At 64.5% G+C, this 19,426-nt stretch carries 18 protein-coding genes and 1 pseudogene; 3 read left to right on the top strand and 16 right to left on the bottom strand.

The genetic code is table 11. From position 1 onward, the window contains the following. Positions 1–41: 41 nt before the first annotated feature. The 3 genes from HF989_RS02535 to HF989_RS02525 are packed head-to-tail and all read left to right on the top strand — an operon-like array spanning position 42 to position 2,337. Positions 42–1,373, top strand: coding sequence for a TIGR01777 family oxidoreductase (locus HF989_RS02535; protein ID WP_168683786.1), 1,332 nt, complete (start codon positions 42–44; stop codon positions 1,371–1,373). Next, positions 1,370–1,855, top strand: coding sequence for a YbjN domain-containing protein (locus HF989_RS02530; RefSeq protein WP_168683785.1), 486 nt, complete (start codon positions 1,370–1,372; stop codon positions 1,853–1,855). The genes HF989_RS02535 and HF989_RS02530 overlap by 4 nt, the downstream gene beginning before the upstream one ends. Continuing rightward, positions 1,852–2,337: a YbjN domain-containing protein gene (locus HF989_RS02525; protein ID WP_210728935.1), complete on the top strand. Its 486-nt coding sequence runs from the start codon at positions 1,852–1,854 to the stop codon at positions 2,335–2,337. The genes HF989_RS02530 and HF989_RS02525 overlap by 4 nt, the downstream gene beginning before the upstream one ends. On the opposite strand, the gene HF989_RS02520 is transcribed toward HF989_RS02525, so the two are convergent. From HF989_RS02520 to aspS, 16 genes and pseudogenes are all read right to left on the bottom strand, one after another. Beyond that, complete coding sequence (locus HF989_RS02520) at positions 2,334–3,176, bottom strand: PPK2 family polyphosphate kinase (RefSeq protein WP_168683784.1); 843 nt, start codon at positions 3,174–3,176, stop codon at positions 2,334–2,336. The genes HF989_RS02525 and HF989_RS02520 overlap by 4 nt on opposite strands. Before the next feature lie 291 nt (positions 3,177–3,467). Next, positions 3,468–3,974, bottom strand: a pseudogene (gene nusB / locus HF989_RS02515) (transcription antitermination factor NusB); the annotation flags it as partial. After that, on the bottom strand, positions 3,974–4,537 hold the full coding sequence (gene efp / locus HF989_RS02510) for an elongation factor P (RefSeq protein ID WP_038611789.1): 564 nt from the start codon (positions 4,535–4,537) through the stop codon (positions 3,974–3,976). The gene efp and the pseudogene nusB, both read right to left, overlap by 1 nt. Before the next feature lie 50 nt (positions 4,538–4,587). Beyond that, positions 4,588–5,679, bottom strand: a complete 1,092-nt coding sequence (locus tag HF989_RS02505; RefSeq protein WP_168683782.1) for an aminopeptidase P family protein — start codon at positions 5,677–5,679, stop codon at positions 4,588–4,590. Continuing rightward, a complete protein-coding gene (aroQ, locus tag HF989_RS02500; RefSeq protein ID WP_038611794.1) occupies positions 5,679–6,113 on the bottom strand; it encodes a type II 3-dehydroquinate dehydratase in 435 nt (144 codons plus the stop codon). Before aroQ ends, HF989_RS02505 begins: the two co-directional genes overlap by 1 nt. A gap of 2 nt (positions 6,114–6,115) precedes the next feature. Beyond that, positions 6,116–7,168, bottom strand: coding sequence for a 3-dehydroquinate synthase (gene aroB, locus HF989_RS02495; RefSeq protein ID WP_168683781.1), 1,053 nt, complete (start codon positions 7,166–7,168; stop codon positions 6,116–6,118). A gap of 18 nt (positions 7,169–7,186) precedes the next feature. Then, a complete protein-coding gene (locus HF989_RS02490; protein ID WP_168683920.1) occupies positions 7,187–7,702 on the bottom strand; it encodes a shikimate kinase in 516 nt (171 codons plus the stop codon). 131 nt (positions 7,703–7,833) lie between these two features. Beyond that, positions 7,834–9,057 carry a chorismate synthase gene (aroC, locus tag HF989_RS02485; protein WP_168683780.1) on the bottom strand — a complete coding sequence of 408 codons (1,224 nt, stop codon included), beginning with the start codon at positions 9,055–9,057 and terminating at the stop codon, positions 7,834–7,836. A gap of 37 nt (positions 9,058–9,094) precedes the next feature. Next, a complete protein-coding gene (locus HF989_RS02480) occupies positions 9,095–9,520 on the bottom strand; it encodes a prepilin peptidase (RefSeq protein ID WP_168683779.1) in 426 nt (141 codons plus the stop codon). 10 nt (positions 9,521–9,530) lie between these two features. Beyond that, a complete protein-coding gene (locus HF989_RS02475) occupies positions 9,531–10,349 on the bottom strand; it encodes a shikimate dehydrogenase (protein ID WP_168683778.1) in 819 nt (272 codons plus the stop codon). Between the two features lie 2 nt (positions 10,350–10,351). Further along, a complete protein-coding gene (locus tag HF989_RS02470) occupies positions 10,352–11,500 on the bottom strand; it encodes an endolytic transglycosylase MltG (protein WP_246233764.1) in 1,149 nt (382 codons plus the stop codon). A gap of 2 nt (positions 11,501–11,502) precedes the next feature. Beyond that, entirely contained in the window at positions 11,503–11,991 is a 489-nt protein-coding gene (gene ruvX, locus HF989_RS02465) for a Holliday junction resolvase RuvX (RefSeq protein WP_168683777.1), read from the bottom strand. A gap of 128 nt (positions 11,992–12,119) precedes the next feature. Further along, a complete protein-coding gene (gene alaS, locus HF989_RS02460) occupies positions 12,120–14,786 on the bottom strand; it encodes an alanine--tRNA ligase (RefSeq protein ID WP_168683776.1) in 2,667 nt (888 codons plus the stop codon). 73 nt (positions 14,787–14,859) lie between these two features. Continuing rightward, positions 14,860–16,221, bottom strand: a complete 1,362-nt coding sequence (locus HF989_RS02455; protein WP_168683775.1) for a replication-associated recombination protein A — start codon at positions 16,219–16,221, stop codon at positions 14,860–14,862. A 9-nt stretch (positions 16,222–16,230) separates the two neighbouring features. Beyond that, complete coding sequence (locus tag HF989_RS02450; RefSeq protein WP_168683774.1) at positions 16,231–17,490, bottom strand: phosphotransferase family protein; 1,260 nt, start codon at positions 17,488–17,490, stop codon at positions 16,231–16,233. Between the two features lie 7 nt (positions 17,491–17,497). Beyond that, complete coding sequence (gene aspS / locus HF989_RS02445) at positions 17,498–19,321, bottom strand: aspartate--tRNA ligase (RefSeq protein WP_168683773.1); 1,824 nt, start codon at positions 19,319–19,321, stop codon at positions 17,498–17,500. Positions 19,322–19,426 lie beyond the last annotated feature (105 nt).

Raw genomic sequence — 19,426 nt, 5'->3', positions numbered from 1 at the left:
TACAGTAGCACCCTCCCCTATTGACCGCGAAGGATGAACCCATGGGCATTCACGCCGAGTACACCCTCCCCTTCCCCCGCGAGGACGTCTGGCGCTGGCACACCCGGCCAGGTGCTGTCACGCGGCTGACTCCCGGTTTCCTGCCCATGCGGGTGCAAAGCGAAGCGGCGTCGATACGCAACGGCACAACCGTATTCAGCCTCCCCGCCGGCATGCAGTGGAAAGCCCACCACCTCTCTGACGGCTACACCGCTGGCCACAAATTCACCGACATCGCCGCCAACCAGCCACTACGAGCGGCGACGCAGTGGCGCCACGAACACCGCTTCGAGGACGCTGACAAGGGCACATTGCTTATCGACGACGTGTCCGCAACCATCCCAGAAACGGTGCTCCGACCCGCATGGGCGTACCGCCAGCGCCAACTCGTGGAGGATCTGAAGTTCATCGCGTCGCTGCCCGACGCAGAGCCGAAGACGGTAGCCATGACCGGCTCGAGTGGACTGGTGGGCACCCACCTGCGCGCGCAGTTGACAACGGCCGGCCACTCCGTGATTCCGCTGGTTCGCGGCGAGGCGGGCCCCGGCGAGCGCCACTGGGACATGGACAACCCCGCTCCTGATCTGCTCGCTGGCGTGGACGGGGTGATCCACCTCGCGGGCGAGAGCATTATGGGGCGGTTCACCGACGACAAGAAGCGCAGGATCCGTGAGTCGCGCGTTGAGCCGACGAGGAAGCTTGCCCAGCTTGCTGCGGATTCCGGTGTGGGCGTCTTTGTCGGTGCGTCTGCCGTCGGCTACTACGGCACTGACGCGGGTGGCTTCCCGCACACCGAAACAGACGGTCCCGGCGCAGGGTTCCTGGCCGACGTCTGCGCGGCGTGGGAAGACGCGGCGCAGGCGGAAGGCATCAGGACCGTCAATATCCGCACCGGCCTCGCCCTGTCCGGCGCGGGTGGGCTGTTGCCCGTGCTCAAAGCGAGCGTCAACGCCGGGCTGACCGCACAGTTCGGAGCCGGCGACTTCTGGATGAGTTGGGTCGCACTCGACGACCTGACCGACCTCTACACCCGGGCGCTGCTGGACGAGACGGTCTCCGGCCCCGTGAACGCGACCGCGCCGGAGCCGGTGACAAACGCGCAGATGTCCGCGCAGCTCGCTGAGCTGCTGCACCGGCCTGACGTGCTGGCCATCCCGACGTTCGGCCCGAAGCTTCTCCTCGGCGATGAGGGCGCCCGCGAATTGGCGCTGGCTGACCAACGGGTTGTGCCCGCCGCCGCGACGGAGCGCGGCTGGCAGTTCCGCTACCCCACTTTGGAGGCGGCGCTGCGCCACGAGCTCGGGAAAGAGCAACTGCTAGTCTCGCAGGCGTGAGTACAGACCAGACCGAAGCCTCCGCCCCGCGGGGAGAGCACCCGGAACGCAACGCCACCGAGCCAGTCACCCCGCAGGCCGTTGCCGCAATCTTTGAAGAGGAAAACCTTGAGTACCGCATCGAGGACAGCGCGGTGCGGTCGGGGTTTGTTAACGCGGCAATCGTCGTAGCCGTCGACGGCGACCACCTCGTCTTCGAGGCTTTGTGGCGGGGCGAGTTCCCCCGCGACCTCGCACCGAAGGTGCTCTACGCGTGCAACGAGCACAACCAGACGCACTTCGCCCCCACCCTGCGCTTCTTCGAGCGCGGCGAGGACCAGCTAGCGGTCAGCGCGATCCGCGCGATGCGTGTGGCGGAGGGCGCGTCCTTTAACCAGCTCGGTGCGTTTATCGTCAGCTCCATCGACGCAACCCTGCAAGCCTTCGACTTCCTGGCCGCCACATTCCCGTCCGTTGTCACCTGGGAGGAACCGCAGCAATGAGTAACGTCACGCTCGTAACCATCGGCCGCGTTATCGCCGCCATGGCCGGCCGCGGTGTGGAAGTCACCGACGATCCCTCGGGGCGCGCGGGCCACGCGAATGTCAACGGCCACAACCTGCTGTTCGTCCTGCTGGACTCTGTCCTCATCGTCCGTGCGGACTCGGTGACTGACACCCCGTCGGACACGGCGGATGCGACGCTGTACTTGGCCGCTAATCAGGTCAACAGCTCGTACCTGGACGCCCGTGCCCTAGTGGTCAATCGGGCTGAGAACCTCGTCGTACGCACCGAGGCGGAAATCCAAGTTGGAGCCGGCCTGTCTGAGGCCCAGCTCGAGCATGCCCTGCAGGCCGCGGTGGATGGTGTCTTAGAAACGCAAGACGCGATGCGCGCGCTCGTCAGCGAGATCCAGCAGCAGGCGGAATCCGCCGGCCTCACTCCCAACCCGGACACCGGCGCAGAAAACGGCGCGACGAACTAGGAGTTTGCGAGGCGCTCGAGTTCAACTTCCGGGTCGAAGTCGGCTTCCGGCCAGTCGAGGTCGAGCGACTGGAGCGCGTCGTACAGCAACGTTTTCACTACCGTGCGGCAGTACGTCTTGTTGTCGGACGGGATGCAGTACCACGGAGCGGCTTCCGTCGAGGTGCGTGTCAGGGCGATTTGGTAGGCGGCCATGAACTGGCTCCATAGCTTCCGGTCATCGATATCGGACGGGTTGTACTTCCAATGCTTGTCCGCGCGCTCGATACGTTCCTTCAGGTTTTCGGCTTGAAACTCGCGGGAGATGTGGGGCATGACCTTGATAATTTTTGTGCCCCGCGCTGCAAGCTGATTTTCAAAGTCGACGATCGCGCCGTAGCGGCGCTCAATCTCCTCCGGCGGAGCCATCTGTTTGACTCGCTGCACGAGCACGTCTTCGTAGTGGGAGCGGTCAAAGACAGCAATCTGCCCGGACTCGGGAAGATGAGGGGTGAGGCGCCAGAGGAAGTCGTGCGCCGCTTCCTCCTCCGTCGGGGGGCCGAATGCGTGCACATGCACGCCTTGAAGGTCCATGGTGGCGCCGACAACGTGGCGGACGATGCCGCCTTTGCCTGCGGTGTCCATACCCTGCAGTACGAGCAACACTGACCCTGCGTTGTCGTTGCCTGCTCGGCCGTTGGCGTAGAGCTTTTCCTGCAGCTGTGAAAGTTGCTCATCGTATTCATGGAACGCGTCATCGACGTCCGAGACGCCCGGTGTTGCCGCTGGATTGACATTCGCCAACTGGAAATTGGGGCCGACCTTGAACTGCTCCGCTTCCTCGACAGTCAGTTTGGACATGTCGGTTCCTTTCTCGCTTAGCCCCCGCCTTGGCGGCTACGAATTGGAAAAGAGGCTGAGCAACGCTCCCGTTCCGGAAGTCGCTCAACCTCTCTTGTGCATCACTAGATTGCGCTAGCTGCGGGTGTCGTCCGCACCCGGCTCCACGTCCTCCGTGGACGCTGCGATTTGTCGCGCCTCTTCAGCGCTTTCTGCTTCCGCGTTTCCGTTCTCAAGTTGCTCACCCAGCGTCTGTGCCACGTCCGGCTGTACCTCATCAGACCCGCACTCTGGCGCTTTGCTGGCCTTTAGTGTTTCGGCGTCAGAGTCCTCCTCCACGGGGTAGGCATCCTCCGCCTCTTCCCCCGCGAAAGGCGCGTTGGTGGCTGAGCGCTGGGCGATACCGTCCAACACAACGTTGATGTACGGGGCAGCATCTGCTCCGGAGTATTCCGCCGCCATCTCCACGCCTTCCTTGATGGAGACGGGCGCGTCGACCTCGTCGTTGAACAGAATCTCCCACGCCGCAACGCGGAGGATTTGGCGGTCTACCGCTGGCAGGCGGAACAACTCCCAGTCCGCAGAGAGGTGGTGTTCGATCGCGTCATCGAGATCGTCCAGCTTCTCCGCAGCGCCAGAGACGATTGTGCGGGTGTACTCCGCGACCGGTGCAACGGCATTCGCGGGGTTCTTCGCAAGCTGCACCCGGTCTTCTACCACCGCTACCGGGTCAAGGTCCCTGGTTTCTGCCTCGAAGAGGATGTCCACTGCCCGGCGACGCGCGCGGTACCGCGCGCCGTGACGTTTGTAATCGGGCATTAGTTGTTCACGCGGGACAGGTAGTCGCCGGTGCGGGTGTCCACCTTGACCACGTTGCCCGTCTCCAAGAACAGCGGAACCTGGATTTCGGCACCGGTTTCCAGCGTCGCCGGCTTGGTGCCGCCGGTGGAGCGATCGCCCTGGAGGCCCGGTTCGGTGTGCTCAATCTTCAGGTCGACGGAGATCGGCAGCTCTGCAAACAGCGCCTCGCCCTCGTGGAACGACACCTGCACGCGCATGTTCTCCAGCAGGAAGCGAGCGGACTCGCCGAACTTGTCGGCCGGAAGCTCGTACTGCTCGTACGTCTTGTCGTCCATGACAACGTAGTTGGTGCCGTCGTTGTAGAGGTACGTCATGTCGCGGCGATCAACCGTTGCGGTTTCCACCTTGACGCCGGCGTTGAAGGTTTTGTCCACAGTCTTGCCGGAGACGACGTCCTTCAGCTTGGTGCGCACGAACGCCGGGCCCTTTCCGGGCTTGACGTGCTGGAACTCAATGATCTGCTGCAGCTTGCCTTCGTTCTTCAGCACCAGGCCGTTCTTAAAATCGGCGGTAGTTGCCATATGGGTACCTTCCTCCTGGGAGTGTCGGGGCGTGTGCAAACACAGCAATGTTACAGCACGGTCAAATCCTTGGTGTAGTCCGTGATGACCTTCGGAGCAGCAGCGGTGATGATAAGCGTGTCTTCGATTCTCACGCCGGCCCTACCGGGAATGTAAATGCCCGGCTCGATGGTCAGGGTCATGCCCTCCGCCAGCGTGCCGTCGCCCGTCTTCGCGGCGCTGGGGGCCTCGTGGACGTCCAAGCCCACGCCGTGACCCGTAGAGTGCACGAAGTACTCCCTATACCCCGCGTCTTCGATCACGTCGCGGCAGGCTTTGTCCACGTCCGCCAGTTTCGCACCGGTCACTGCGGCTTTGACGCCGGCAAGCTGCGCGGTGAGGGTGACCTGGTAAATCTCGCGCTCGAGCGATCCGATCTCACCGATTGCAAACGTGCGCGTCATGTCCGAGTTGAACCCGAGGCGGTGCATGCCGAAATCGATGGTGACCAAGTCGCCCTCAGCGATGACGCGGTCGCCTGCGCCGTGGTGCGGCTTGGCGGAGTTCGGCCCCGACGCGACGATCGTGTCGAAGCTGACGCGCTCTGCGCCCAGCACCCGCATGCGGTACTCCAGGTCCGCGGCGACCTCGCGTTCGGTGCGACCCGCCCGCAGCTCCCCCGCGCTTAGAAGCTCGTCCAGCGCCCGGACAGAAAGCTCGGCGGCTTCCGTCAGTCGGGTGAGTTCTACGTTGTCCTTTGTCAGGCGGATATCTTCGATGACACCGCTAACCGGTACGAGGGTTACGCCGTCTGGGCACGCCTCACGCAACTTCTCCAGCAACGAAACAGAGACGTAATCGGCCTCGAAGCCAACGCGGTGGCCGTCCGCAGCCTTGGACAGCATGGCTACAGCGACGTTGCGCTCGATCGTTGCTTCGATGTCCGGCACTTCCTCAGCGATCTGCGTGGTGTACCGCCCGTCGGTGGCAATGGCGGCGGTGCGGTCCTTCGACACCAGCATCGCGCCGTTCGAGCCCGAAAAGCCGGAAAGATACCGCACGTGGGTCAGGTGCGTGACCAGCATGTCGTCGATACGGCGCTCCGCCAGCTTCGTGGACAGTTTGCGGCGGCGATCCTCAAATCGGGTGTCTGCCAGTGCCATCAGAGCCTCCTTGCGTAGTAGTCGAGCGCGAGCCGGTAGCCGTCCACCCCCAGCCCCGCGATCACGCCTTTGGCAATCGGCGACAGGTAGGAGTGCGCCCTAAACGGCTCGCGTGCATGCACGTTTGAAATGTGCACCTCGATAAAGCCGTGGTGATCTTCCAGTTCTACCAGCGCGTCGCGCAGCGCGACGGAGGTATGGGTAAATCCGCCGGGGTTGATGATCACGGCCCACCCGTTGTCCGCTGCCTCGTGGACCCAGCCGATCAGCTCGCCTTCGTGGTTGGACTGGCGGCATTCCACGTCCACGCCGAGCTCGGCGCCGCGCTCGAGCAACTGCTTCTCGACGTCAGCAAGCGTCACCGACCCATAGATCTCCGGCTGACGTTTTCCCAGCCTGTTCAAATTGGGACCATTAAGCACAAGGATGTTCATCGCTACTCCGAAATCGCCTCGTAGGCCTCGCGCATCTCTTCCACCGTCGCGTCTTCCAGCCGGGCGCAGGACCCGAGACCGTCAAGGACAACGAAACGGATGCGCCCGTCACGGTTCTTCTTATCCAGCAACATCGCGTCGTAGAGCTCATCAAACGCCCCCGCCTCGTAGCGGGTGGGCAGCCCGGCGCCCGTGAGGATCTGCTCATGGAGGGCAACCAACGCTTCGTCGATAAGTCCCCGGCGCTGCGCGAGGTGCGCGACAAACATCATGCCCACCGCGACCGCGTTGCCGTGACGCCAGGTGTAATTCTCCCGTCGCTCAATCGCGTGACCGAGTGTGTGGCCGTAGTTGAGAATTTCTCGCAGACCCGACTCCTTCAGGTCCTGGCCCACCACGTTCGCCTTGACTGCAACGGAGCGCTCCACCAGTTCAGGCCAGTGCTCTCGGGGTCCTTGCTGGTAAAGCTCGAGGATTCGCGGGTCAGCGATAAAACCGGTCTTGATCAGTTCCGCCGAGCCCGAAACCACCTCGGCGTGGGGCAGGGTATCAATGCGGCCCAAGTCGATGAACACGCTATCCGGCTCGTGGAACGCGCCGACGAGGTTCTTGCCGGAAGCGGTGTTGATGCCGGTTTTCCCACCGACCGCCGCATCCACCATGGCCAGCAGCGTGGTTGGCACCTGCACGACCTTGATGCCCCGCATCCACGTTGCGGCGGCGAATCCCGCGAGGTCCGTGACAGCTCCTCCACCCAGGCCCACGACGACATCCTGGCGCGAGAAGGCTTTCTCACCGAGCGTGTCCCACAGGCCCGCCAACACTTGCAGGTCTTTACCCGCCTCCGCGTCCGGAACGCAGACTGCGACAGGCTCGGCACCCTCCGCCTTGACGAGCGCCGACAGTTGCTGTGCAACAGGTTGCAACGGCGCCTGGTGCACGATCAACGCGCGTCGTGCTCCGACCTCGGCGACGCGCTGCGCGACATCAGCCAAGTTATCGCGCTCGATGTGGATCGAGTACGGGTTCGCACCCGTGACTTCTACGACAGCCATGTGGCACGCCCTTCTTCTTTAATCCGCCTCGATGAACCCGAGGATCTCCGCCACCACGCGTTGCGGCGGACGCTCGTCCGTACGCACGCGGAACGTTGCGACCTCGCGGTAGTACGGCTCCCGTTCGACCACGAGCTCCCGGTACCGCTGTTCCCGGTCCTCCCCATCGAGCACCGGGCGGGTGCTGTCGTCGGCGGTGCGCCGAATGCCCTCCTCCGCACTGACGTCAATCCACACCACGGTGTGGCGCTGCAACAGCGCGCGCACCTCCTCCGTGACAACGGAGCCGCCGCCGAGGCTGACTACTCCCCCGGTGGCCAACGCGCGGGCGACGTAGCCGATTTCCAGCTCGCGAAACGCCCCCTCGCCAAGCTCGGCGTACACCTCGCCGCACGCTTTGCCCTCCCCCTGCTCGATCAGCACATCGGAATCAACGATGGGGAGGTTGAGGGCGCTTGCGACTCTGCGCCCGATGGTGGATTTACCCGATCCGGGCAGGCCCACGAGCACCACACGGGGAGCCGAGTTCACCATTGCAGGCGCCGCTGCGACCAACTCCGTTGCACTGGGGGCGTCGTGCTCATTGAAGGGGGTTGCGTTGTCGAAAGTGCTGTCATCCACCACATCGTTCACGATGTCTGCGGGCGATCCCCCGGTCGGGGTGGTCATTCCTGCTCCTCCTCCTGTGCGAATGCGAGCCGGTCAGCGACGTACGCACGGTACGCCTCAACATTGCGGCGCACTTCCTCCACCGTGTCGCCGCCAAACTTTTCCGAAACTGCCTGCGCGAGTACGAGCGCGACCATCGCTTCGGCAACAACTCCGCCAGCTGGAACCGCGCACACATCCGAACGCTGGTGAATCCCCGTCGCAGGTTGGCCTGTAGCCATATCCACCGTTTTGAGCGCCCGGGGCACGGTGGAAATAGGCTTCATGGCGGCCCGGACACGCAGTTGCTCGCCGTTGGTCATGCCGCCCTCGAGGCCGCCAGCCCGGTTGGTGGACCGAGAGATGCCGCCCTCACCCCGTACCATCTCGTCGTGCGCCTGGGAACCACGGCGACGTGCCTCCGCAAATCCGTCACCAACCTCGACGCCCTTGACGGATTGAATGCCCATCAGCGCGCCCGCGAGACGCGCATCGAGACGACGCTCGCCCGAGACGTGCGAACCAAGGCCAATTGGCAGGCCGTCGACGATCACCTCCACGACGCCGCCCAGCGTGTCGCCGTCCTTCTTCGCCGCCTCGATGCAAGCGACCATGTCCGCTTCCGCCTCCTTGTCGTAGGCACGGACCGGCGATGCGTCGATGGCCTCAATGTCGGCGAAGCTCGGGAGCGGGCCCGAATACGGAGCCGACTCGCCGATGGAGACCACGTGGGAAAACACCTCCACCCCGAGGGTCTCCCGGAGGAAGCTGCGGGCCACAGTCGCGGCGGCCACCCGCGCTGCAGTCTCGCGTGCAGACGAGCGCTCGAGCACCGGGCGGGCGGAATCGAAGCCGTACTTGAGCATGCCAGCGAAATCGGCATGGCCCGGCCGCGGCCGCGTCAGGGTAGCTCCGCGCCCGGAGGACATGGCCTTCGCCACCTCTGGGTCATCCATGTCCACGGGCTCGGCGGACATAATCGTGGTCCATTTTGGCCATTCCGTGTTGCCGATTTGGATGGCAATAGGGCTGCCTATCGACGTGCCGTGCACGACACCGGTGAGCAGCGTCAGTTCGTCTGCTTCAAACTTCATGCGGGCGCCGCGGCCATAACCAAGGCGGCGGCGCGCTAGCTGGTGCGCAATCTCTTCCTTCCGCACCGGAAGACCTGCCGGGGCGTTTTCCACCATTGCGATGAGGGCTTGGCCGTGCGATTCACCGGCCGTTGTCCAACGAAGCATGGCGATATTCTTGCATAAGCCATCCCCGCCGGGTCCCTCAAACCCCCGAATACATGCCACAGCACACAACCACCATCCAGGCCGCGCACAGCATCGACGGCCCATGAGGGACCGACCGGCGGCCAGTGCACAAGGCGGCAACCGCTGTCATGGAGCCAGCTATGCCCATGGCGGCGACTGTGCTCACCAGCCCGCCGGCAGCTGCGCAGGCGACGCCGAGCGAGATTGCCAGCTTCACGTCTCCCCCGCCAATCCCGTCACCGGATACCAAGTACAGCACCGGCCAGATGAGACCCCAGCACCACGCCGGATGCCAGCCACACGCGACCACAGCAACCAGCGCGGGCGGCACTGTGAGGGGGTCAGGCAGACGCCGAACCCTCATATCCGTTGCGGCGAGCGCGACGGACCATGCCGCACACGCGGCTACGCCAACAGCAATGGGCAATCCCCCTGTCCCCATGGCGGAGACGCTAGTGGGTCTGCTCCCAGTGGCGCAAGAGCGCGTTCCGCATTGCGTCCCGGGGTGCCTCCAAGCCGGTGAACTGCTCGAATTGGGCGTAGGACTGTCCCGCGAGCATCGACAAGCCGCCCACCACCGGGTAGCCGTTCGATGCCGCTCGGGTGGCGAGCGGCGTCGGCCACGGGTTATAGATCACATCGAACACGGGCGCGTGCCCGAGCGTCGAGGCGTAGGAAGCCAGGGCGTCGGCGGGGACTGTGGAAACTAGAACATCCGCATCCATGCAAACTTCAGCAAGATCGGCCCCAAGGGCGCGGAACCGGACGTCCATGCCGTCCGAAAGCTCGGCGTACTCACCGGAGCGGTCCGAGCGGTTGACGATGGTCACCTGCTCACATCCGATTTCGCGAAGCGCCCACATCACCGCGCGTGCCGTGCCACCGGCTCCCACGAGCACCGCTCGTTGCGGGCTCCTTTCCCCGAGCAGTTCGCGCAGAGCGACTATGACGCCCTCGCAGTCGGTGTTGTCGGCGCGCCAGCCGCTGCCAACGCGCGTGAGCGTGTTGGCCGAGCCGATCTCTCGTGCGCGATCTGTCACTTCGTCGGCAACCTCGAGCGCGGCGAACTTACACGGCATGGTCACAGAGAAGCCCCGGAACGCGTCGTCTGCCTCCTCCACGACGCGCGGCAACTGATCCGCTTCGCACAACATGCGGGTGTACTCCCAGTCGCCAAGCCCTGCTGCGGCGTAGCCGGCATTATGCAGCACCGGAGACAACGAGTGCTCAATGGGCGCCCCAAGCACTGCGGCGCGATGAATCATCCCCATCGCTACCGCTGGGAATCCAGCACGCCCGAATCAACCGCACGCTGGGTGTCGTTGAGGTGCTGCTCGAAGGTGTCGTTGAAGATTGTCGTGCCGTCCTTGTCCACGGTGACGAAGAAGAGCCAGTTGCCCTCCGCAGGATTCTCCATCGCCTCAATGGCCTCGATCGACGGCGACGCAATCGGCGTCTGCGGCAACCCGTCCATGGCGTAGGTGTTCCACGGCGTCACGCGGGCGCGGTCCTCGTCTGTGGTCGCGACTTCCACCGACGGCAACCCGTAGTTGACCGTGGAGTCGAACTCCAAGCGCATGGGCTCGTCCAACCGGTTAAGAATCACGCGCGCAACCTTGTCGAATTCGCCGGCGGGGGCTTCGCGTTCAACCAGCGACGCCGCGGTGAGCAGCTCGTAGGGGGTCAGACCCACGTTCTTGGCGCGACCGACAATGTCGGTGGAGTCGTACTGCTTGGCAGACCGGGTAATCAGGTCGGTGAGAATCTCCTCGGCGCTTGCGTGCGGGTCGATGATGTACTCGCCAGGGGCGATGAGTCCCTCCAGACGCTTCGCGTCGCCCGCGCGCCCGCCTACAGCCTCGCGCGCCCATTCCGGCACACCGAGCGCAGCCGGGTCGGCGTCGGCGGCGGCCTTGTTAAGGTCTTCCAGGTTCACGCAATCCGCCGCCGGCTTCTCGCCGCACGCAGACTGCTGGATCATGGAGAGGATGCCCAGGCGTGTTTGACCACCGAGGATGTTGATGTCCATCAGCGTCGCGCCGCCGTAGACCTGAAGCGGCGTGACACGCTGCTGCGGATCCAACAGCGCGTTTACAGCGGACTCAGCGCTCATTTCCCCCTGGAGCCGGTAAAAGCCCGGCTGAATGTTGTCCGCGTTCGGGTTGTTTGCGGCAGCGGTCTGGAAGGCGTTGTCGGACGCGACGATGCCGCGGTCCACGAGTTCCGGGCCGAGCTCGGACAGGCTCGCGCCGTCCTGAATCTGCACAACCTGCTCCTCGCCGTTTCCGGCGCCTTCGAAATCGGACGCTGAACTCCCGCGGGTGATAGCGATCCACGCGACGAGCCCGATAATCAACAGGAGCGACGCGACCAACACCGCGGTGTTTCGAGTTCGCCGCATGGCGGCTTGGCGTGTGGACAAGATTAATTCTCCTTGAGGTAGTTCTTGCGGCCGTCAAGCCAGGATTGCAGAATCTCCACCGCCGCCGCTTGGTCGATGACGGAGCGCGCATCTTTCTCGCGGACGCCAGAGGCGCGTAAGGACTGGGTAGCAGCGACGGTGGTCAACCGTTCGTCGGCCATTTTCACCGGCACGTCACATCGACGCCGAATGCGGAAAGCAATTTCTTTGGCGTGCTTCACGCTGCGCGACCCATCGCCGTTGAGGTTCGCCGGCAACCCGACGACGACCTCGACCGCCTCGTACTCAGCGATGAGTTCGAGAATGCGCTCAATGTCCTCACCATCGCGGTCCTTGAACCCGGTGACACGGCGTACCGTCTCAACCGGCGTGGCCAGCGTCGCGTCCTTGTCGGACGACGCCACACCGATGCGGACGGTGCCCACGTCGATGCCAAGGCGGCGACCGGACCCCGGGTCATCGCGACCCGGGGTATCTGGCTGCACCTTCATCCGTGTTCCCTCTCCGCTTCAGACACGCGGCATCCCGCGACTTTCCTTGACTGACCTCGGTTAAACCTAACTGTTCCCTGTGGGTCCATCCGGTCGCAGCCTCGGCGTGTCACGCCATCCACGAAGGCTTACCCGGCCAGCGACTCCCGCACCGCGCGCAGGGCGTCGTCGATGCCGCCGGCGCGGGAGCCGGTGCCCTGGGCGAGGTCGGGCTTGCCGCCGCCCTTGCCGTCGATGTACTGGCCAACGAGTTGCACCAAGTCACCGGCCTTGACGCCTGACGCGACCGCCTGCTGCGTCGCCGCAGCGGCGAGAGAAACTTTGCCGTCGACTTCGGACATCAGCACGATCACCGCGTCCTCCGCCTGCAGCTTGCCCCGCAGGTCGTTCGCAATCGTGCGCAGGTCGCCGGTGGTGATGCCGTTTGGCAGCTGCTTTGCGACGACACGGTGCGCGCCGACCGTCTGAGCCTCGTTGGCCAGGGTTGCGGTGGACGCGAGGAGTTGCTGCCTGTGCAGATTCTCAATTTCCTTCTCTGCGGCCCGCAGACGCTCGGTGAGCTGCGCGATGCGGTCCGGGAGCTGGTCGGTCGGCGCCTTCAGCTCGGCAGCCAGGCCCGATGCGAGCGCGGCCTCCTTGGACAGGAACCTGAAGGAATCCATGCCGGAGTAGGCCTCAATGCGGCGGGCGCCGGATCCCACCGAGGACTCGCCCAGCACTGCGACCGGGCCGATCTGGGACGAGTGCGCGACGTGGGTACCGCCGCACAACTCGATCGAAAACGGCCCGCCGATCTCCACCACACGCACCTTGTCGCCGTAGCTTTCACCGAACAGTGCCATCGCTCCCATTTCTTTCGCGCGCTCGAGCGATGTCTCGATCGTGTTGACTTCAAGGTCGGCGTCCACGGCCTGGTTGGTGATGGTGGCGATCTCCTGCAGCTGCGCCTCAGTGAGCTGCTCGGTGTAGTTGAAGTCGAAACGCAAGTAGCCCGGCTTGTTCAACGAGCCAGCCTGGACCGCCGTCGGGCCCAGCACTTGCCGGATAGCGGCGTGAATCAGGTGGGTTGCGGAGTGCGCTTGGCGCGCACCGTGGCGCCAAGCGCCGTCCACCTCTGCGGTGACAGTGGAGCCCAGGTCCAGCCCACCGTTTTGCACCGTGGCCTTGTGCAGCCAGAGCTTCTTCCCCACGCGCTGGACGTCGTTGACGTTGAGGATGGTGTCGCCCATGACTAGGCGGCCACGGTCCGCCATCTGGCCGCCGGATTCGGCGTACATCGGGGTCACATCGAGGATCACCTCAACCTCGTCGCCCTGGGAGACCTCACCGACCTTCTCGCCGCCTCGCACCAGACCAATCACCGTGGCGTCGTGGACGAGCTGGTCGTACCCGACGAACTCGGTCGGGTTCGCATCCACCCATTCGCGGTAGAGCGACTCGTCTACGTTGCGGTGCTTTTTCGCCTTGTTGTCCGCCTTCGCCCGCTCACGCTGCTCCTGCATCGCGGCATCGAAAGCCGCCATATCCACATCCAGCCCGGCCTCGCGCGCCATTTCCACCGTCAGGTCAATCGGGAAACCGTAGGTGTCGTGCAGCTCGAATGCCTGGGCGCCCGGGAGAACTTTGGCGCCAGAGGCGGCGACGGCAGAGGCCGCCTCGTCGAAACGCGTCGTGCCCGCCTCAAGCGTCTTGGAGAACGCCTTTTCCTCTGCAACAGCCACGCGGAGGATGCGCTCGCGGTTGTCCGCGATCTCCGGGAACGACGGGGTCATGGTGTCCATGATGGTGTTCATGAAGGTCTCCATCACGGGGCCGGCCGCACCGAGCAAGCGTGCAGAGCGGATGATGCGGCGCAGCAGCCGACGGAGGATGTAGCCGCGCCCCTCGTTCGACGGGGTGACGCCGTCGAGAATGATCATCATTCCGGTACGGGCGTGGTCGGCGATGACGCGGAAGCGCACGTCGTCGTCCTTGTTTCCCGCGTCGTACTTGGAGCCGGTGAGGTCTACGGCCGCGTCAATGACCGGTCGCAGCAGGTCAGTTTCGTAGACATTGTCCACGCCCTGCAGCAGGCACGCCACGCGCTCAATGCCCATGCCGGTATCGATGTTCTTCTGCGGCAGTTCCCCGACGATCTCGAAGTTGCCCTTTTTATCGCCCTCGCCACGGATGGATTCCATGAACACGAGGTTCCAAATCTCCATGTAGCGGTTGTCGTCGGCGATCGGGCCGCCGTCTTTGCCGTATTCGGGACCGCGGTCGTAGTAGATCTCTGAGCACGGCCCGCACGGTCCCGGGATGCCCATGGACCAGAAGTTGTCCTCCATGCCCATGCGCTGAATGCGCTCTTCCGGCACGCCCACCTTGTCGCGCCAGATACCAGCGGCTTCGTCGTCATCCAGGTACACGGTGACCCAGAGACGCTCCGGGTCCAACCCAAGCCCGCCGTCGTCCACGGTGCCCGTGAGCAGGTTCCACGCGTGCGTGATCGCGCCCTCTTTGAAGTACTGGCCGAATGAAAAGTTGCCGGCCATTTGAAAGAAGGTGTTGTGGCGGGTGGTGATGCCCACTTCCTCAATATCAAGGGTGCGCACGCACTTTTGAATCGAAGTGGCGGTGCCGTTTGCAAAGTCCGGGGTCTGGTCGCCCAGGAAGTACGGCTTGAACGGCACCATGCCCGCGTTGACGAACAGCAGCGTCGGGTCGTCCAGAATCAGCGAGGCGCTCGGCACCGGGGTGTGTCCAGCCTCGACGAAGTGGTTGGTGAACCGCTCTCGGATCTCATGGGTCTGCACGCGTGGTCGTCCTTTCAGCAGCGCCGTTTTTTATCCGGGCTTACTCTACCCCGCGCCGCCGCGGCCGCCGGGTTCACCGTCCGCGGACGAGCGCGCGAAGTCTACCGATGAAGTCGTGGATCCGTCGCTCGGCGCCGTGCTCGGTGGGGCGGTAATACACCGCATCCTCCAAACCGTCAGGCATGTACTGCTGCTTGACGACGCCCTTCGGGTCATCATGCGGGTAGACGTACCCCACGGCGTTGCCCATCGCCTTCGCACCTTCGTAGTGGCCGTCGCGCAGGTGCGCCGGCACGGGCGGCGCGTTTCCGGCCCGCACGTCGGCGAGTGCCGCGTCGACAGCCTGGATGACCGACGGCGACTTCGGTGCCGTGGCCAAATGGATAGTTGCCTGTGCTAGCGCCAGCCTCCCCTCTGGCATGCCGATGAACTGCACGGCGTTCGCGGCCGCGTTCGCAGTCTGCAGCGCGGTCGGGTCAGCCATGCCAATGTCTTCGGAGGCGTGGATGACTAACCGACGCGCGATGAAGCGCGGGTCCTCCCCTGCCTCGATCATCCGCGCCAGGTAGTGCAACGCAGCGTCGACATCGGATCCGCGGATGGATTTGATAAAGGCGCTGACGACGTCGTAGTGCTGATCCCCGTCGCGGTCGTAGCGCACCACCGCCCGGTTGACGTTTTCCTTCACCGTGTCGATCGTGATCGTCTCGCCCGGCTGCACGGCCTCCGCGGCGGCTTCCAAGTAGGTCAGCGCCCGGCGGGCATCGCCGCCGGCGAGGAGGACGAGTTGTTCGCGTGCAGCGTCGTCAAGCACAAACGCCCCGTTGAAACCGCGCTCGTCCGCCAACGCCCGGTCAAGCACGGCACGCAAGTCATCTGCATCCAGCGACTCCAGCTTTAGCAGCAAGGAACGCGACAGCAGTGGCGCGACCACACTGAAACTCGGATTCTCTGTGGTCGCCGCTACCAGCAGGACAGTCCGGTTCTCCACTGCCGCGAGCAACGCGTCCTGCTGGGTCTTGGAAAACCGGTGCACCTCGTCGATGAACAGGACCGTTTTTTCACCACGGATAAGGTCGCGCCGCGCCTCGTCGATGACCGCCCTAACTTCTTTCACCCCGGACGAGAGCGCGGAGAGCGCAACGAAGTTTTGCCCCATCGCCGACGCGATGAGCGAGGCGATCGTGGTCTTGCCGGTGCCCGGCGGGCCGTACAGGATCACCGAGGCCGCACCCGAGCCGTCGATGAGCCTGCGAAGCGGCTTGCCTTCGCTGAGCAGTTGCCGCTGCCCCGCCACCTCGTCCAACGAGCGCGGGCGCATTCGAGCGGCAAGCGGCGCACTCGCTCCCGCCTCGAAAAAAGTTGTGCCGCGGTTGCCGGTTGCAGCTGGTTGATCCTGCCCGCTTGTCGCCGCGAAAAGCCCTTCTTGCTCCATCTGTGTCCTCTACCGCAGCCGCTCCGCCAACGACTGCGCGAACTCGTAGATTGTGCGGTACGCAGGGTCTGCGCCTGCGTCTGCAAACGCGGCGAGCGACTCAAACGTCTCGCGCAGATCGCGCCGCACCAACGCCTCATCTACGGTAAACGGGCCTTGCGAGGGCGGCCGCAGCACGTCGTGTGCACTGTCCGGCCCTGAAACGCCCGCCTCGAGCGCGCCGCCCAGGTCAGGCGAGGGCACGTCGACCCCGGCTGCTACAAAATCTGCCCGGAGTTGCTCGTCGTGCTCCGCCAGCTCCGACAAGCTCAACGGGTCCAGTAACGCGACACTGCTCATCGCCCATCCGATCAAGGCGGCCGTGATACGCGCCTGCAGCGTGTCTGGGTGCTGCACGCTCGGCCACACGTCGCGCACCTCGCGCACCCAGGCATCCACAAACGCCTCTGTGGCCTGGGCGCTAAACGGCTGCGCGGCGAGAAACGCCGGGAAGCGGGCCACAACGAAGGCCACGTCGAAGGTCACATCCCTGTACCCCGCCCATTCGTAGTCCAAGAAGTGGAAGGCACTGTCGGTCTCAACGATGTTGTCTGGGGTGAGATCGAACGGGGTGAATGCGCGCATCCCGCCGCGCAGCAAGCGGCTTTGCACGTTGGACGCCGCGATGCGCACCTCAGAGGGGATTGCCACGCCAGCACCCTCGAGCACGTTGACGCCGATGCGGATCCGGTGCGACAGCAGGCGGTCGCGGAGCTTTTGCAGGTTGGCGGAGTTCGGCCGTGAACGGGTCATGCGCTGCAACAAAACGTTGAAGGCATCTTCCTCGTCCGCTGTGCCGGCGTGCATCATGCCCAGCGCCCTGCCGAGTTTGCGCAGGATGTCGGTGTGCGTGGCTTCATCCGCGGCACGCAGGGCGTCCGCCAGCGTGCGGCCATCGCCCAAGTCGGAGATGATGAGCACGCGCTGGGCTGTGTCGTAGCCCAGAAGGACTGGTCCCGGCCGAGCGCTCGGGCTTAGCGACGTCGCAAACTGGTAGGCCACTGTCTCGCGCAAGAACGCAGCGTCCACCAATTCGTCACCCGACGCCGGCGAGCGCTTCACCACCACCGAGCGGTGCTGGAAGAACGGGTTATTCACCACCCTAGCGCGGTACACCTCGGCGACACCGGAGCCGTCAAGCCGCTCGACGTCGACAAGCTCCTGCTTCCCGCCATACCGCTTTGTCAAGATGTCGGCGGCGACGCGGATGATCTCCGGCGTATCTGCCATGGGTGGCCTACTTCTCGGCGCCGGCAGCCTCGACCTCGTCGCCGGCCGTCTCCGTGGCCTTCTTCGGTTTGAAGTCCACACCGGTCTCCTTGCGCTGCTCTGCCGGGATCGGGGCCGGCGCATCCGTCAGCGGGTCGACGCCTCCGCCCGACTTCGGGAATGCGATGACGTCGCGGATCGACTCGAAACCGCCCAGCAGCGAGACGATACGGTCCCAGCCGAACGCAATGCCGCCGTGCGGCGGCGCGCCGTACTGGAACGCGTCCAGCAGGAAGCCGAACTTCTCGTCCGCCTCCTCGTCGGTGATACCCATCACCTCAAAGACGCGCTTTTGTACGTCGTGCTGGTGGATACGGATGGAACCGCCACCGATCTCGTTGCCGTTGCACACGATGTCGTATGCGTACGCCAGCGCCTCGCCCGGGTTCTGCTCGAAGTTGTCCAGGAACTCCGGCTTCGGCGAGGTGAATGCGTGGTGCACTGCGGTCCACTTGGAGTGCCCAAGCGCGACATCGCCGGACGCCGTGGCGTCTGCTGCCGGTTCGAACAGCGGTGCGTCCACAACCCAGGTAAACGCCCAATCGCCTTCCCTGATCAGGTCGAGCTTGCGGGCGATTTCGCCTCGTGCGGCACCGAGCAGTGCGCGCGACGCCTTGGTCTCGCCTGCTGCGAAGAAGATGCAGTCGCCCGGCTTGGCACCAACGTGCTCGGCGATGCCAGCTTTCTCCTCGTCGGTGATGTTCTTAGCCACGGGGCCGGTCAGCTCGCCGTCCTCCTGCACAAGGATGTAGGCAAGGCCCTTTGCACCGCGCTGCTTCGCCCACTCTTGCCAGGCGTCGAGTTGGCGGCGTGGCTGCGACGCGCCACCGTCCATCACAACAGCGCCGACGTACTCGGCCTTAAACACACGGAACGTGGTGTCCTTGAAGAAGTCGGTGCACTCCACCAGCGGGATGTCAAAGCGCAAATCGGGCTTGTCCGAACCGTACTTCTCCATCGCTTCCTTGTAGGTCATGCGCGGGATCGGCGTCTGAATTTCGTAGCCGATAAGCTTCCACAGCTCAACCAGGATTTCCTCTGCCAGCGCGATGACGTCGTCCTGGTCCACAAAGCTGGCTTCCACGTCAAGCTGGGTGAACTCGGGCTGACGGTCCGCTCGGAAGTCCTCGTCGCGGTAGCAGCGGGCGAGCTGGTAGTAGCGCTCCATGCCCGCCACCATGAGCAGCTGCTTGAACAGCTGCGGAGACTGCGGTAGCGCGTACCACGAACCCGGCTTCAAGCGCGCCGGTACGAGGAAGTCGCGCGCGCCCTCGGGGGTGGAGCGCGTCAGCGTCGGGGTCTCAATTTCAGTGAAGTCGTGGTTGTCCAGCACGCGCCGCGCCGCCTGGTTCGCCTTCGCGCGCAAGCGCATCGCCTTCGCCTGCCGCTCCCGGCGCAGATCCAGGTAGCGGTAACGCAGTCGGGCTTCCTCGCCCACCTCGTTGGAGGACGCATCCTCAATCTGGAACGGCAGCGCGGCCGCCTTGTTCAACACGACCAGATCGGTCACATTGACCTCGATCTCACCGGATGCGAGGTTCGGGTTGGCGGAACCCTCCGGGCGCGGCTCCACAGTGCCGGTCACCTGAATGACGTACTCGCTGCGCAGGTCGTGCGCGGCCTCAGCCACCTCGGACTCGCGGAAGACCACCTGGGCAAGACCGGAGCGGTCACGCAGGTCGATAAAGATGACGCCGCCGTGGTCGCGCCGACGTGCGACCCAGCCGGTGAGAGTCACTGTCTGGCCGTCGAGTTCTTTATTCAGGTTCCCCGCAAGGTGAGTGCGCAGCACGGTTTCCACGTCCTTCCACGTGATGGCAAAACTAACCTGGCAAATCTTACCTGCCGTGCCGAAATAGCGCGCCCGCCCCCTCTCACGGCGGGAACCGCGCTGGGT

The organism is Corynebacterium mucifaciens (assembly GCF_012396315.1).
GTDB classification, from domain to species: Bacteria; Actinomycetota; Actinomycetes; order Mycobacteriales; family Mycobacteriaceae; genus Corynebacterium; species Corynebacterium mucifaciens.
Note: the sequence above shows the minus strand (reverse complement) of the source record. Positions and strands in the feature narration are given on the sequence as shown.